The sequence below is a fragment of the Haemophilus sp. SZY H35 genome (assembly GCF_018829705.1).
In the GTDB taxonomy this organism is placed as follows: domain Bacteria; phylum Pseudomonadota; class Gammaproteobacteria; order Enterobacterales; family Pasteurellaceae; genus Haemophilus; species Haemophilus haemolyticus_K.
Genome location: NZ_JAHKJZ010000007.1, coordinates 1 through 15,205 on the forward strand (window position 1 = coordinate 1; position 15,205 = coordinate 15,205).

At 37.5% G+C, this 15,205-nt stretch carries 24 protein-coding genes; 1 reads left to right on the forward strand and 23 read right to left on the reverse strand.

Translation table 11 applies throughout. From position 1 onward, the window contains the following. Window positions 1–292 precede the first annotated feature (292 nt). The 6 genes from hemG to KP710_RS08885 all read right to left on the reverse strand — a co-directional run bounded on the left by hemG (window position 293) and on the right by KP710_RS08885 (window position 5,683). Entirely contained in the window at window positions 293–808 is a 516-nt protein-coding gene (gene hemG / locus KP710_RS08860; RefSeq protein WP_048952558.1) for a menaquinone-dependent protoporphyrinogen IX dehydrogenase, read from the reverse strand. Continuing rightward, window positions 808–2,271: a TrkH family potassium uptake protein gene (locus KP710_RS08865; protein WP_048952557.1), complete on the reverse strand. Its 1,464-nt coding sequence runs from the start codon at window positions 2,269–2,271 to the stop codon at window positions 808–810. Before KP710_RS08865 ends, hemG begins: the two co-directional genes overlap by 1 nt. A 10-nt stretch (window positions 2,272–2,281) precedes the next feature. Further along, window positions 2,282–2,893, reverse strand: a complete 612-nt coding sequence (locus tag KP710_RS08870; protein ID WP_048952556.1) for a YigZ family protein — start codon at window positions 2,891–2,893, stop codon at window positions 2,282–2,284. A gap of 112 nt (window positions 2,894–3,005) precedes the next feature. Then, window positions 3,006–3,479, reverse strand: coding sequence for a PM0630 family protein (locus KP710_RS08875; RefSeq protein WP_252346396.1), 474 nt, complete (start codon window positions 3,477–3,479; stop codon window positions 3,006–3,008). A 70-nt stretch (window positions 3,480–3,549) separates the two neighbouring features. Continuing rightward, complete coding sequence (locus KP710_RS08880; RefSeq protein ID WP_048952554.1) at window positions 3,550–4,959, reverse strand: multicopper oxidase domain-containing protein; 1,410 nt, start codon at window positions 4,957–4,959, stop codon at window positions 3,550–3,552. 1 nt (window position 4,960) lies between these two features. After that, window positions 4,961–5,683 (reverse strand): 1-acylglycerol-3-phosphate O-acyltransferase, encoded by a 723-nt coding sequence (locus KP710_RS08885; RefSeq protein WP_048952553.1) that lies wholly within the window; start codon window positions 5,681–5,683, stop codon window positions 4,961–4,963. A 127-nt stretch (window positions 5,684–5,810) separates the two neighbouring features. Here KP710_RS08885 and lpxH point away from each other — a divergent pair, with 127 nt between their 5' ends. After that, window positions 5,811–6,521 carry a UDP-2,3-diacylglucosamine diphosphatase gene (gene lpxH, locus KP710_RS08890; RefSeq protein ID WP_048952552.1) on the forward strand — a complete coding sequence of 237 codons (711 nt, stop codon included), beginning with the start codon at window positions 5,811–5,813 and terminating at the stop codon, window positions 6,519–6,521. Between the two features lie 139 nt (window positions 6,522–6,660). Here lpxH and rplQ read toward each other — a convergent pair whose 3' ends face one another. The 17 genes from rplQ to rplN form a co-directional block, all read right to left on the reverse strand. Continuing rightward, on the reverse strand, window positions 6,661–7,047 hold the full coding sequence (gene rplQ / locus KP710_RS08895; RefSeq protein WP_048952551.1) for a 50S ribosomal protein L17: 387 nt from the start codon (window positions 7,045–7,047) through the stop codon (window positions 6,661–6,663). 40 nt (window positions 7,048–7,087) lie between these two features. Further along, a complete protein-coding gene (locus KP710_RS08900; protein ID WP_005625865.1) occupies window positions 7,088–8,077 on the reverse strand; it encodes a DNA-directed RNA polymerase subunit alpha in 990 nt (329 codons plus the stop codon). 31 nt (window positions 8,078–8,108) lie between these two features. Continuing rightward, a complete protein-coding gene (rpsD, locus tag KP710_RS08905) occupies window positions 8,109–8,729 on the reverse strand; it encodes a 30S ribosomal protein S4 (RefSeq protein ID WP_005625866.1) in 621 nt (206 codons plus the stop codon). Between the two features lie 29 nt (window positions 8,730–8,758). Next, entirely contained in the window at window positions 8,759–9,148 is a 390-nt protein-coding gene (gene rpsK / locus KP710_RS08910; RefSeq protein ID WP_005543603.1) for a 30S ribosomal protein S11, read from the reverse strand. A 16-nt stretch (window positions 9,149–9,164) separates the two neighbouring features. Next, a complete protein-coding gene (gene rpsM, locus KP710_RS08915; protein WP_005625867.1) occupies window positions 9,165–9,521 on the reverse strand; it encodes a 30S ribosomal protein S13 in 357 nt (118 codons plus the stop codon). 141 nt (window positions 9,522–9,662) lie between these two features. Then, complete coding sequence (gene rpmJ / locus KP710_RS08920; protein WP_005625868.1) at window positions 9,663–9,776, reverse strand: 50S ribosomal protein L36; 114 nt, start codon at window positions 9,774–9,776, stop codon at window positions 9,663–9,665. 28 nt (window positions 9,777–9,804) lie between these two features. After that, window positions 9,805–11,130 (reverse strand): preprotein translocase subunit SecY, encoded by a 1,326-nt coding sequence (gene secY, locus KP710_RS08925; protein ID WP_005625869.1) that lies wholly within the window; start codon window positions 11,128–11,130, stop codon window positions 9,805–9,807. 7 nt (window positions 11,131–11,137) lie between these two features. After that, window positions 11,138–11,572 carry a 50S ribosomal protein L15 gene (gene rplO, locus KP710_RS08930; RefSeq protein ID WP_048952549.1) on the reverse strand — a complete coding sequence of 145 codons (435 nt, stop codon included), beginning with the start codon at window positions 11,570–11,572 and terminating at the stop codon, window positions 11,138–11,140. Window positions 11,573–11,575: 3 nt separating this feature from the next. Then, complete coding sequence (rpmD, locus tag KP710_RS08935) at window positions 11,576–11,755, reverse strand: 50S ribosomal protein L30 (RefSeq protein ID WP_005543631.1); 180 nt, start codon at window positions 11,753–11,755, stop codon at window positions 11,576–11,578. 6 nt (window positions 11,756–11,761) lie between these two features. Next, window positions 11,762–12,262, reverse strand: a complete 501-nt coding sequence (rpsE, locus tag KP710_RS08940; RefSeq protein ID WP_005625871.1) for a 30S ribosomal protein S5 — start codon at window positions 12,260–12,262, stop codon at window positions 11,762–11,764. A gap of 14 nt (window positions 12,263–12,276) precedes the next feature. Continuing rightward, a complete protein-coding gene (gene rplR / locus KP710_RS08945) occupies window positions 12,277–12,630 on the reverse strand; it encodes a 50S ribosomal protein L18 (protein WP_005625873.1) in 354 nt (117 codons plus the stop codon). 13 nt (window positions 12,631–12,643) lie between these two features. Continuing rightward, complete coding sequence (gene rplF / locus KP710_RS08950; protein WP_009500767.1) at window positions 12,644–13,177, reverse strand: 50S ribosomal protein L6; 534 nt, start codon at window positions 13,175–13,177, stop codon at window positions 12,644–12,646. A 15-nt stretch (window positions 13,178–13,192) separates the two neighbouring features. After that, complete coding sequence (gene rpsH, locus KP710_RS08955; RefSeq protein ID WP_005625877.1) at window positions 13,193–13,585, reverse strand: 30S ribosomal protein S8; 393 nt, start codon at window positions 13,583–13,585, stop codon at window positions 13,193–13,195. A 36-nt stretch (window positions 13,586–13,621) separates the two neighbouring features. After that, on the reverse strand, window positions 13,622–13,927 hold the full coding sequence (gene rpsN, locus KP710_RS08960) for a 30S ribosomal protein S14 (protein WP_005625879.1): 306 nt from the start codon (window positions 13,925–13,927) through the stop codon (window positions 13,622–13,624). Window positions 13,928–13,938: 11 nt separating this feature from the next. Further along, window positions 13,939–14,478, reverse strand: coding sequence for a 50S ribosomal protein L5 (gene rplE, locus KP710_RS08965; protein ID WP_005625881.1), 540 nt, complete (start codon window positions 14,476–14,478; stop codon window positions 13,939–13,941). Window positions 14,479–14,495: 17 nt separating this feature from the next. After that, entirely contained in the window at window positions 14,496–14,807 is a 312-nt protein-coding gene (gene rplX / locus KP710_RS08970; protein ID WP_048952548.1) for a 50S ribosomal protein L24, read from the reverse strand. 10 nt (window positions 14,808–14,817) lie between these two features. Continuing rightward, a complete protein-coding gene (gene rplN / locus KP710_RS08975) occupies window positions 14,818–15,189 on the reverse strand; it encodes a 50S ribosomal protein L14 (protein WP_005548786.1) in 372 nt (123 codons plus the stop codon). Window positions 15,190–15,205 lie beyond the last annotated feature (16 nt).

Genomic DNA, 15,205 nt, shown 5'->3' on the forward strand with positions numbered 1-15,205 from the left:
CTACTTAAAAAAGTAATTATGAATTTTCAGTTAAGCACCTATTAAGACTTCAAAATTAAAATATTTTAAAACAAGTCAATCAACAAGTGCCCACACAGATTGTCTGATATATTGTTAAAGAGCAAAAAACAACGACGCACTTGGAAACTTAAAGACTTCACAACAGTGCGTCGTTGTGTGCGGTGCATTATAGGGATTTTCAAAACCCTTGCAAGTACTTTTTTGTAAAAATATTTAAAAAAATGATCTTTTGATTAAACCTCAATCAATTTATATAAATTTTTCTCCAAAGCTAAACGCCCATTTCATTAATTTGATTAGCGAATTTCTTCACTTTATCCCAATTTGTATATTCGATCTCTTTCTTAGGATCTGTCTCGCCACCAGTAATTTTCATAATAATCTGAATCATAACACGATCAATCCATCTGTATCGTGGATAAAAGAGTGCACCTGCAAATACTGCGGCTAATTTAGGTTTCCATTCTGTACGTTGTAAAAATTTACGTACATAAGTATTACTTTCTGGATTATCTTTGCCTTCTTTACGAGCAGTTAAATTAACCCCAAAAAAAACCGCACTTTTTTGTTCAAGTTGATAACGATTGCTTTCAACAAAGCGATAAAGCGCTTTATTAAAGTGCCCATATCGTATAGATGCACCAACTATTACACGATCAAAAGACTCAATCGTATAATTTTCCATTAATGCATCTACATAAACCTCTCCATCAATATATCTAGATAAAAAATCAGCAATTTTTTTCGTCTGTCCATCATGGCTTGAATATAATATTAACGTTTTCATTAGTTTTTCCAAAAAGTAGGTGTAAATAAAGCGAGAAGAGTAAAAATTTCAAGTCGCCCACATACCATTGCGATAATTAAAATCCACTTAGCACTATCGGGTATACTCACCATATTACTATTTACTTCCCCTAGTGCAGGTCCTAAATTATTTAGGGTTGCCAATACGGCATTAAAGGCATTAAAAGGGTCAACACCACAAGCAACGACACCAAGTAAACAGATAATAAACACTAGAAGATAAGCTGAAAAGAATGCCCAAATACTACCAATCACTCTTTCATCTAACACATTTCTTCCCCACTTGATGGGATAAACTAAATTAGGGTGAACAACACGTTTAAGTTCTCGTTTCCCTTGTAAATACAGTACAAGTATACGTGCAACACGTAAACCACCACCGACAGAACCAGCACAACCGCCCATAAATGAAGCCAATATTAAAAGAACAGGTACAAAAGAAGGCCAAACAGTGAAATCAGAAGTTGTATAGCCCGTTGTCGTTGAAATAGATACCGTCTGGAACAATACTTGCTCAAAATCTTTCCATGATGAAGTAAAATAATTATGACTCCACATCACTAATGTACAGATTATTACTAGTATAGTCTGGATACTTATAAAAAAACGAAATTCAGGGTCACGTAGATAAATCTTAAAAAAATTCTCATGGCCAATGGTCGAAAACGCACGAAAGTGTAATCCAAAATTACAGGCGGAAATCAGTAAAAATAATACGGTGATCAAATTAACTAATGGACTATTGAAATAGCCGATACTCGCATCATGAGTTGAAAAGCCACCGATTGAAACAGTAGAAAAGCTATGAGTTATAGCATCAAAAACTCCCATCCCAGCCAACCAATATGCTAATGCACAAAAAACAGTTAAAGAAATATAAATCACCCAAAGAACTTTTGCTGTTTCAGTAATCCTTGGTCTAATTTTTTGTTCTTTCATTGGCCCCGACATTTCAGCTCTATAAAGTTGCATCCCCCCCACACCTAATAATGGAATGATAGCTATTGCGAGTACAATAATTCCCATTCCACCAAGCCATTGCAAAAATTGACGATAAAATAACATCGCTTTTGGAAGGTTATCCAATCCTCTCATCACTGTTGCACCAGTTGTCGTTAATCCAGAAAAGGCTTCAAATGCTGCTGAAGCAACTGTTAAATTTAGTACATCAAATAATAAAAATGGTAACGTCGCTAAACCACCTAGAACAAACCAAAATGCGACAACAATTAAAAAACCATCACGAGAACGCAATTCTTGTTTGTAGTGATGGCAAGGCCACCAGAGCAGTACGCCAACAGTCAAGCTAAAAGTAAATGCCTGTATGAAAGCTTTTCCGCCTCCATCACCATAAATCAATGCAATGAATGCCGGAATAAGCATCGTTCCGGAAAAACAGATAATCAGGATACCAATAATTCGTATTATAGATAAAATATGCACAGTTATTCGCCTATTCAATTGATTTAATCACTAGTTTTCCCATTGATTTATCTCTCAATTCTCTAACAAAAGATTCAACCGTTTGTTTACTAATACCCAATGTTAAAAATACTTGGGACTGAAAATTTTGAGCTAATATTTCTACTTCATACTTATCACAAAGTAACTGTACTAGACTCAATTGACTATAATGACAATCTAAACCAAAAAGGGAACGTTCTACTCTTATTTCTGTTTCTAATAATTTCAATGCTTGCTGTACTCCATTACTATAGGCTCTAACTAATCCTCCTGTACCTAACAAAATTCCACCATAATAACGTACCACTATAGCGCTAATTTCACCAATATTACTACCTTGAAGAACACTAAGCATTGGTTTACCCGCCGAACCTGATGGTTCGCCGTCATCAGAAAAAGCACATTGTAAAGAATCTACTGGATTTCCCATTACCGCAGCCCAACAATGATGGCGCGCTGCTCTATGCTCTCGTTTAATCTCTTCCAAAAAAGCTTTAGCTTCAGCGATCCCTGTAGTCCTCTGTAAATAAGTGATAAAACGGCTTTTCTTAATTTCTTCTTCAAAAATAACCGAACTTTTAGGAACAAGATACGCAAACATATTATTTTTGTTCATTTTTGATTACATCGGTCGTCACTAAAACAAGTAATTTATCAAATACGATATATTCACAATAATAAAAAAACCCAGTAAAACCTGGGTTATCATCTAATTATTTCACAACCGTAAATGTTAAAGGACCATATTCCATCTCTCCTAACTTAATAAAGATAGTATATTTACCTCGAGGATCTTTTTGATCAAAACTCCAACAATTTATTACTAATTTCCCATCGTTTAAGGAATCGCGCTGACTCGTTATTGTATGTGTTTTTTTATCTTCAGATAAAGTTACCATTCCTATATCTGATGAAATATAAAAATTTGCTTTAGCTGGAGATGTAAAAATCTCTGTGGCTTGAACTTTCTTTCCAAATGAGCCATTTATTCGCCAGCATAATTGTTGTTTTTTAGAAGAACGTGAAATTTCTAATTTATCCAATAAAACTGGCAGTTTACTTGATACATCATAAACACCTAAATAAAGACGAGATTGTTGTTCTTGAGCATTTGGTGTTTCAGAAAGAGCCACCTGAGCACTTAGACTTGCTGATAATGCAGCAATAATTAAAGCTTTTTTCATCATTATACCCCTCTTAATAGAGGTACTGATTATACAAAAAATCGCACAAAAATCTACCGCACTTTCATTTCACTTACTGAACAACCATAACACCAATACATCCCATATCAGCTAACATTAAATTCGATACACCAAATAAAAATGGGTAATTATTTGAAGAAACCTGATCAAACCGAACTAATATATGTGTTTTTCCTTTTACCCAAACAGTATCTTTCCAGGCTAACTCATCCGCTTGATAAATATGATCATCCTGACTTTCTACGACAAATTTTGCCCCCTGAATAGTAAACCCCACAGGTAAATTAGCATTTAAAATCCAACGCTCTACCGTACCTTTTCGAACCACTACATCAATTCTTCTAGGATCAAAACGTCTTTGATTAATTAGCCCATTCGTCACATCAATATTGAACTCACGAATTTGCGCTATAGGTTGAACTAACATTTCTGGTGCATCTGTATCAAAAGTAAGATTTAATGTCTTGCTAAAAACTGTAGCTTCACCTTGTGCTCGTAACTCAATAACTGTATTATCCAGTAAATCATCACCACTGCTAAAAATATTTTTTATCTTATCTAACACGTCTCGTTTTTTACCATCAATCAATGAAACAGAATCAACCTCACTCATATTAATAAGTACTTCAACTCGTTCTCCTGGAGCAAGAATCACAGACTGAATACTTTTTGCCTTAGGTAAAAACCCCAGATCCTTAGCAATCAATAGCATACTCTGCTCATTATCTAGACGTAAATCATAAGCTCGCGCTAAAGATGCATTTAATAATCGTAAACGAACCCAACCACGAACAACATTTAAATAGGGTGCTTCTATACCGTTAACTAATAAACGATTTCCAACAAAATTTGGTTGATTTTGCTTAAAAAGTTGAAGGCCATTACTATTAAATGACATATCCTGTAAAATCAAAGGGATATCATCTACACCATATTTATGAGGAATATTCGCCTGAATACTTTGCTCATCTTCAACTAACCACATTCCTACAAGCCCTCGGTATGTTTGATAAGCCGAATTCGCTAATATAGAAGAACGGTACCAACACGTTGCCGCAGCTTGCTCAATCGGTACTATCGGAGCCCAAGTCTCGTCTTTTTTTAATACCCGAGCAGCACCTCCAAAAAGCTCCCCTGAAGCCTGCAACCCTTGAATGGACAAAGCTATCGATTGCGGCAAATTATTATGGTAATTTAGTTTAGCAAAATTAGTTGATTTGATTTTTATCGTTGGCCCCAAATAATTGCCATTGAATCCCCATGCTGTTACATTATGCTTTCCATCTAATTCATAATTAACTTCCTGCATAGTAAGCACTATTGGACGTCCTCGACGAACTTCTATCAAAGGTGGAACAATTAATTTATCACGTACAGCAGCCCATAATGGCATTGGTAAACTAAAAAGTGCAGCTGAAATAGTAGTATTTTTTAATAATTGACGACGAGAGAAAGTTTGCATTTTAATTCCTTTTCGCAATTTCCATATCTAGTTCAGCAATGCGTTTCTCCATCAAATCATGACAATAAGTAGCAAGATCACGCACATTATCTTTGTTGTAACCTGAAACATCAATAGGATCTAACATTTCACAAATCACTATTCCATTATTCCAACGATTTAAATTAATTTTATTGTGTGTTGTTGAACAAACAACTGGAATAATTGGTACCCCCGCAGAAATTGCTGCATGAAACGCCCCTGTCTTAAAAGGCAATAACCCACGGCCTCGACTACGAGTACCCTCTGGAAACATCCAAATAGACAAATTGTCTTCATTAATCCGGTGAGCAAGTTGCGCCATAGTACTATGAGCTTTAGTCCGATTCTCACGATCTAAAAATATATTACCTGTAATCCAATATAGGATCCCAAAAAAAGGAATCCAAATTAAACTTTTCTTACCAACACTCACAGTTCTCGGACGAACCATATAAGATATCGTCACCATATCATAATTATTTTGATGATTGCCAATATAAATAGCTGGACTTAATTTATTGATAGAATTTGGAAAACGATATTCTACTTTCAAACCAAACAACGGATGTAAGCGCCCAAACCAACGAGCCATAATCCCTACATTACTCGGATTTTTAAACCTAATAAATGAATAAACTGTACCCAATACACAAATCAGAATACAACAAACTGTAACAATAAAAATTCTAAGCAGTTTTAACATATCTTGATCCTATTTAATTTTTTAATTCACATCTATAGTTAATAAACTAAAATATAGTTATATTTTTCAAATTATAACAAATTAAGTTATAGTTTACGTCTATCTAGAAGAGATTAATGGAATATTTATGAAACATTCTTATTTTATTTCTGATTTGCATTTAAGTGAAACAAAACCTGAATTAACCGCACTTTTTATAAGCTTTATACAAAACATCGAACCAGAAACTGAACAAGTTTATATATTAGGTGATTTATTCGATTTCTGGGTTGGTGATGATGAACAGTCCCCACTAATTATAAAAATAAAGAACCTACTAAAATCCTTGCATGATAAAGGAGTGCAATGTTATTTCCAACATGGAAATCGCGATTTTCTTATTGGAGAGCGTTTTTCAAAAGAAACGGGAGTTGAATTATTACCAGAATACAAGCTCATCAATCTTTACGGAAAAAATATCTTACTATGTCATGGTGATAGCCTTTGTATTGATGACACTGCCTATCAGAAATTTCGTAACAAAGTTAATAATAAGTGGCTACAACGAACATTTCTATGTTTACCATTAAAACTTCGAATAAAAATTGCTGAAAAAATCCGCTCTAAAAGTAATCAAGATAAACAAAAAAAATCAGTAAAAATCATGGATGTAAATAAAACATTCACTATACAAAAAATGCAGGAGTTTAATGTGGATTTGCTAATTCACGGACATACCCATAGAGAAAATATTCATAAAGAAGAGGGAATGACTAGAATTGTGCTGGGAGACTGGCGCAAGGAATATGCATCTATCTTAGAGTTAAGAGAAGATTCTCTCATTCATTTTAAGAAATAATAATCATGGACTATTAAATAATTTTCTAAAAATCCATAAAAACATATTAGAAACTAACGCTCTTCTACTTTATATCATTAATTCTCTAAATATATAAAAAAACCCACTATAAAGTGGGTTTTTCTTAAAATATCAACTACTATTCCGCAGATGCTGCATCAACAACTTCTGGGCGGTCAACTAGCTCAATATATGCCATTGGAGCATTATCACCTGCACGGAAACCACATTTCAAGATGCGAGTGTAGCCACCTGCACGTTGAGCAAAACGTGGACCTAATTCATTGAATAATTTTGCAACAGTTTCAACGTTGCGAGTACGAGCGAATGCTAAACGACGGTTTGCAACGCTATCTACTTTTGCTAATGTAATTAACGGTTCAACTACACGGCGTAATTCTTTAGCTTTAGGCAAAGTAGTCTTAATGATTTCATGACTAACTAAAGCACTTGCTAAGTTACGAAACATCGCTTGGCGATGGCTGCTATTACGGTTTAGTTGACGACCACTCTTACGATGGCGCATGATCTTATCCTTCTCAGAAAAATCTTAACCTATGACCAAACTAGTCTTCAGCAATACTTGCTGGTGGCCAATTTTCAAGGCGCATACCAAGTGACAAGCCACGTGAAGCGAGCACATCCTTAATTTCAGTAAGAGATTTCTTACCAAGATTAGGTGTTTTTAATAATTCAACTTCTGTACGTTGTACTAAATCACCGATATAATGAATTGTTTCTGCTTTCAAACAGTTAGCAGAACGAACTGTCAACTCTAAATCATCTACAGGACGTAATAAAATCGGATCAAATTCCGGTTTTTCTTCCTTAATTTCAGGTTGACGAACATCACGCAAATCAACGAATGCATCGAGTTGCTCTGCTAAGATTGTTGCAGCACGACGAATTGCTTCTTCAGGCTCAAGCGTACCATTAGTTTCTAACTCAATAACAAGTTTATCTAGATCAGTACGTTGTTCAACACGAGCTGCTTCAACATTATATGCAATGCGATCAACTGGGCTATAACAAGCGTCAACAAGTAAGCGGCCAATTGGACGCTCCTCTGCTTGACTATGAGTGCGAGCTGAAGCTGGAACATATCCTCTACCACGCTGAACTCGAATACGCATACTGATTGATGCATTTTCGTCAGTTAAGTGACAGATTACATGATTCGGATTCACAATTTCAACATCACCATCATGGGTGATATCCGCTGCAACAACAGGGCCAATTCCAGATTTATTTAGTGTCAGAATAACATCATCTTTATTCTGTACTTTAACCGCTAGACCTTTAAGGTTTAAAAGAACTTCAAGAATATCCTCTTGAACACCTTCCTTACTACTATATTCGTGCAATACGCCATCAATTTCCACTTCAGTTACAGCACAACCTGGCATTGAAGACAGAAGGATACGACGTAATGCATTACCTAGAGTATGGCCAAAACCACGCTCTAACGGCTCTAAGATCACTTTAGCATGAGTTGAACTAATTTGTTCAATATCTACTAAACGTGGTTTTAAAAATTCTGTAACAGAACCCTGCATTTTATCCTCTCTTTGCTTTTAAGCTTAACTATTATTTAGAGTAAAGCTCAACGATCAGATGTTCGTTAATATCTGCTGATAAATCAGAACGCTCAGGAACACGTTTGAACACACCTTCCATTTTTGCAGAATCAACTTCTAACCATGTTGGTTTTTCTCTTTGTTCTGCTAATTCTAATGATGCTTTAATACGTGCTTGTTTTTTAGATTTCTCACGAACAGCAACAACATCATTTACAGAAACTTGGAAAGATGGAATGTTAACAACACGACCATTTACAACAATCGCTTTATGGCTCACTAATTGGCGAGCTTCTGCACGAGTTGCAGCAAATCCCATGCGATAAACAACGTTATCCAATCTACCTTCTAATAACACTAATAAATTTTCACCAGTGTTACCTTTTAAACGGTTTGCTTCTTTATAGTAGTTACGGAATTGACGTTCTAAAATACCATAGATACGACGAACTTTTTGTTTTTCACGTAATTGACTACCATAGTCAGACAAACGCGGTTTACGAGCACCATGTTGACCAGGTGCTGTATCAATTTTACATTTTGAATCAATCGCACGCACGCCTGATTTAAGAAATAAATCAGTACCTTCACGACGGCTGAGCTTGAGTTTTGGACCCAAATATCTTGCCATTTTCTTTCTCCAACTATCCTATATACGTCTTAAACGCGACGTTTTTTCGGTGGACGACAACCGTTATGAGGAATCGGAGTCACATCAGTAATATTCGTGATACGGAAACCCGCTGCGTTTAACGCGCGAATTGTAGATTCACGACCTGGACCCGGACCTTTAACCATAACTTCCAAGTTCTTTAAGCCGAATTCTTTAACAATTTCAGCACAACGTTCAGCAGCAACTTGCGCAGCGAACGGGGTAGATTTACGAGAACCACGGAAACCTGAACCACCTGCAGTCGCCCATGCTAGAGCGTTACCTTGACGGTCAGTAATAGTAACGATTGTATTATTGAAAGATGCGTGAATATGTGCTACGCCATCTACGACTTGTTTTTTTACACGTTTACGTGCACGAACTGGTGTTTTAGCCATTCTTTATTTACCCCGACTATTTTTTGATCGGCTTACGTGGACCCTTACGGGTACGCGCATTAGTTTTAGTACGTTGACCACGTACCGGTAAACTACGACGGTGACGTAAACCACGATAACAACCTAAGTCTAAAAGACGTTTGATGTTTAGTGTTACTTCACGACGTAAATCACCTTCAACGGTAAATTTACCAACTTCGTCACGCAGTTTGTCAATCTGCTCTTCAGACAATTCTCTGATCTTAACATCTTCAGCAATACCCGCTGCAGCACAAATAGCTTTTGAACGAGTCTTACCAATACCGTAAATTGCAGTTAAAGCGATTACAGCGTGTTTGTGATCAGGAATGTTAATGCCTGCAATACGGGCCACTATGCACTCCTATTATTTTAACTAATTTGGTATTCTGATCTTGAAAAGCCCGTTTTCAGGATACTCAAACAGAATACCAAGGACATAAATGAGTTGAGCAGTATAACTGCTCAACTGGTTCTTTGCAAGAAAAAATATGAATTAACCTTGACGTTGTTTATGCTTAGGATCGCTGCACAATACACGTACAACACCTTCACGTTTAACAATTTTACAGTTACGACACATTTTCTTTACGGAAGCACGAACTTTCATTGCTTATCCTTTTCTACTAAATGAACAATTATTGTCCAAAACCTTTAAGGTTTGCTTTTTTCAACGCAGACTCATATTGAGACGACATTAAGTGACTCTGAACCTGCACGATGAAATCCATAATTACAACGACTACAATTAAAAGAGATGTTCCACCGAAGTAAAATTTAACATCCCAAGCCGATGTCATAATATAAGGAACTAAACACACAAACGTTACATAAAGACCGCCAATCAGTGTAAGACGAGTCATAACTTTATCAATATAACGAGAGGTTTGTTCCCCTGGTCTAATTCCTGGAATAAATGCACCAGATTTTTTTAGATTATCTGCTGTATCTCGCGGATTATACTGCATTGCAGTGTAAAAGAAGCTAAAGAAAATAATTGCTACAGCATAAACAAGTAAATAAAGAGGCTGACCAGGATTCAACAACATAGATAAGTTATTTAACCACTCAAACTTATCATTTTGTCCAAACCATTGAGTTAAGGTAGCTGGAAATAAAATAATACTTGAGGCAAAAATTGCCGGCATTACGTTTGCCATATTTACTTTCAATGGTAAATGTGTCGAATGACCACCTAAAATTTGACGACCTTGTTGACGCTTTGCATATTCAACGCGAATTCTGCGCTGTCCTCTTTCAACAAAAACAACGAAATAAGTTACTGCAAATACAATAGCTGCGATCAGAAGAAGCACTAATGGATGCATCTGTCCTTGACGAGCCTGCTCAATAGTTTGAAGTATAGCTGATGGTAAACCAGCTACGATACCGCCAAAAACAAGAATTGAAATACCGTTACCAATACCTCTTTCAGTAATTTGTTCACCTAACCACATGAGGAACATAGTTCCAGTTACTAAGCTAACAACTGAAGTGAAGTAAAAGCCAAATCCAACATTTGGCACTAAGCCAGGTAACATATTTGGTAAACCTGTTGAAATAGCTACTGCCTGAATGGTCGCAAAAACAACTGTCGCATACCGAGTATACTTAGAAATTTTACGTTGACCAGCAGCACCTTCTTTCTTTAATTCTGCTAAAGCAGGAGAAACCGTTGCAAGCAACTGAATTACAATAGATGCCGAGATATACGGCATAATACCTAATGCTAAGATAGATGCACGGCTTAATGCACCACCAGAGAACATGTTAAACATGTCAATGATGGTGCCTTTTTGTTGTTCAACTAATTGAGCTAGCACAGCCGCATCAATACCAGGAACCGGAATGAAAGAACCAATTCGGTAAACGATAAGCGCACCTAAAACGAAAAGTAATCGGCTTTTTAATTCACCTTTACCGCTATTAGTACTTCTTGCTTGATAACCTGGTTGTTTAGCCATTTGCTAATTATTCCTCAACTGAACCGCCAGCAGCTTCAATTGCTGCTTTTGCACCCTTAGTTACACGCAAACCACGAACTGTTACTGCAGATTTCACTTCACCCGCTAAAACTACTTTAGCGAATTGGATATCTTTAGTTAAGATATTTGCTGCTTTTAATGTTTCTAAGGTTACTACATTACCTTCAACTTTGGTTAACTCATTCAAACGAACTTCTGCAGTTACTGCAGCCTTCATTGAAGTAAAACCAAATTTTGGTAAACGACGGTATAACGGCATTTGACCACCTTCGAAACCGCGACGAACACCGCCACCAGTACGAGATTTTTGACCTTTATGACCACGGCCACCAGTCTTGCCTAAACCTGAACCAATACCACGACCGAGGCGTTTAACGCTATGCTTTGCACCTTCAGCCGGAGATAGAGTATTTAAACGCATCTCTTACTCCTCCACTTTAACCATGTATGAAACTTGGTTAATCATACCACGTACTGCAGGCGTATCAATTAACTCAACAGTGTGGTGCATATGGCGAAGACCAAGACCACGCAAGGTAGCTTTATGCTTCGGTAAACGAGCAATTGAGCTACGAACTTGTGTTACTTTAATAGTTTTAGCCATTATTCATTACCCCAAGATTTCATCAACAGTTTTACCGCGTTTTGCAGCAACCATTTCTGGTGATTTCATGTTTGCTAATGCATCAATAGTTGCACGAACAACGTTAATTGGGTTGGTAGAACCATACGCTTTAGAAAGAACGTTACGTACACCTGCAACTTCCAATACTGCACGCATTGCACCACCAGCGATGATACCTGTACCTTCGCTTGCTGGTTGCATAAATACACGTGAACCAGTATGAACACCTTTAACTGGATGCTGTAATGTACCTTCATTCAAAGCAACGTTAATCATATTACGACGTGCTTTTTCCATTGCTTTTTGGATCGCTGCTGGAACTTCGCGTGCTTTACCATAACCAAAACCTACTCGGCCATTACCATCGCCCACCACAGTTAATGCAGTGAAACTCATAATACGACCACCTTTTACAGTTTTTGATACACGGTTTACTGCGATTAGCTTCTCTTGCAGTTCACCAACTTGTTTTTCGATGTTTGACATCTCAATTTACCTCATTAGAACTGTAGACCAGCTTCACGTGCAGCGTCCGCTAAAGTTTGGACACGACCATGATATTTAAAACCGGAACGATCAAAAGCAACAGCTTGAACGCCTTTTGCTAATGCGCGTTCTGCAACAGCTTTACCTACTGCAGCAGCAGCATCTTTATTACCGGTGTATTTTACTTGCTCACGAATTGCTTTCTCAACAGTTGAAGCAGCGGCAAGCACTTCTGAACCGTTTGGTGCAATAACTTGTGCATAAATATGACGTGGAGTGCGGTGAATAACTAAACGAGTTACACCTTGCTCTCTCATCATATGACGAGCACGAGCTGCACGACGGATACGAGCTGATTTCTTATCCATAGTGTTACCTTAATTATTTCTTCTTAGCCTCTTTGATACGTACCACTTCATCAGCGTAACGTACCCCTTTACCTTTATAAGGTTCAGGACGGCGATAAGCACGAATATCTGCTGCAACTTGACCGATCAACTGTTTGTCTGCACCTTTCAACACGATTTCGGTTTGAGATGGACATTCTGCAGTAATACCTGCCGGCAAAGTGTGCTCTACTGGGTGAGAATAGCCTAAACTTAATGCAATTGCATTGCCTTTAAGTTGAGCTCTGTAACCTACACCCACCAATACTAATTTTTTAGTGAAACCTTCAGTAACACCGATAACCATAGCATTAACTAATGCACGAGCAGTACCCGATTGAGCATTTGCTTCAACAAAACCTTCACGTGGAGTGAACGTAAATTGTCCGTTATCTTGTTTTACTTCAACTGATTCATGAATTGTGCGAGATAACTCGCCATTTTTACCTTTTACTGTTAATAGCTGACCGTCGAGTTTAACTTCAACGCCGGCAGGAATATTAACAGGTGCCTTTGCAACACGAGACATTTTCCTACCTCTCTATTAAGCTACATAACAGATGATCTCACCGCCTAAACCTGCTTGACGAGCAGCGCGGTCAGTCATAACACCTTTAGATGTAGAAATAACTGCAACACCTAAACCGCCCATAACTTTTGGTAATTCATCTTTACGTTTGTAAATACGAAGACCAGGACGACTTACACGTTGGATGCTTTCTACAACTGGTTTGCCTTGGAAATATTTTAAAGTAATTTCCAATTCAGGTTTAGCACCTTCTAAAACTTTTACGCTTTCGATATAACCTTCAGCAGCTAATACGTTGGCAATTGCCACTTTTAGCTTGGAAGAAGGCATATTGATTGCAACTTTGTTCGCAGCTTGACCGTTACGAATACGGGTCAGCATATCTGCGATTGGATCTTGCATACTCATTGTACTTTTTCTCCGATTCCAAAATAAAGTGGTATATTACCAGCTCGCTTTTTTAAGGCCTGGGATTTCACCGCGCATTGCAGCTTCACGAACCTTAATTCGGCTTAAACCAAACTTACGTAAAACGCCATGAGGACGTCCAGTTTGGCGGCAACGGTTACGTTGACGAGATGGGCTAGAATCACGTGGTAAAGTTTGTAACTTTAACACTGCATCCCAACGATCTTCATCAGAGGCATTGACATCAGAAATGATTTTCTTTAATTCAACACGTTTTGCGTAGAATTTTTCAGCCAATTTAACGCGTTTTACATCGCGTGCTTTCATTGATTGTTTAGCCATTATAACCTGCCTTATTTACGGAATGGGAAATTAAAGGCAGCAAGTAGTGCTTGACCTTCTTCATCATTCTTAGCAGTAGTTGTGATAGTGATATCTAAACCACGTACACGATCTACTTTATCGTAATCGATTTCAGGGAAGATGATTTGTTCACGCACACCCATGCTATAGTTACCACGACCATCGAATGATTTCGCGCTTAAACCGCGGAAGTCACGAATACGTGGAACAGCAATTGTAATTAAACGTTCAAAGAACTCCCACATACGCTCACCGCGTAGTGTTACTTTACAACCGATTGGATATCCCTGACGGATTTTAAAGCCAGCAACAGATTTACGAGCTTTAGTTACTAAAGGTTTTTGACCGCTGATTGCTGCTAAGTCCGCTACTGCGTTGTCTAGCAATTTTTTGTCGGTCAATGCTTCACCCACACCCATATTCAGGGTAATCTTTTCGATTCGTGGGACTTGCATGACAGATTTGTAGCCGAATTTATTTTTTAATTCGCTTACTACTTGATCTCTGTAGTAATCATGCAGTTTCGCCATCGCATTACTCCAGTTTGTTAGATAATTTCATTGTTAGATTTGAAGAAACGTACTTTTTTGCCGTCTTCGAATCTAAAACCTACACGGTCAGCTTTATTTGTTTTAGGATTGAAAATCGCAACATTTGAAACGTCAATTGCAGCTTCTTTTTTCACTAAACCACCAGCTTTTCCTAATGCAGGAACTGGTTTTTCATGTTTAGTAATAATGTTGATACCTTCAACAAACACTTTACCGTTTGGTAACACTTTAGTTACCTTGCCACGTTTGCCCTTATCTTTACCAGTAAGAACAATTACTTCATCATTTTGACGGATTTTAGCAGCCATTACATTCCCCTTACAGTACTTCTGGAGCTAAAGAAATGATCTTCATGAATTTCTCAGAACGAAGTTCACGAGTCACTGGTCCAAAAATACGAGTACCGATTGGTTGCTCAGTGTTATTATTTAAAATTACACAAGCGTTACCATCGAAACGAATAACTGAGCCATCTGGGCGACGAACACCCTTCTTGGTGCGCACAACAACTGCTTTTAATACATCACCTTTTTTTACTTTACCGCGTGGAATTGCTTCTTTTACAGTAATTTTGATGATGTCACCAATCGCAGCATAACGACGGTGCGATCCACCTAGAACCTTGATACACATTACGCTGCGAGCGCCTGAATTATCAGCAACATCCAGCATAGTCTGTTCTTGGATCATATTAGTGCTCCGTTAA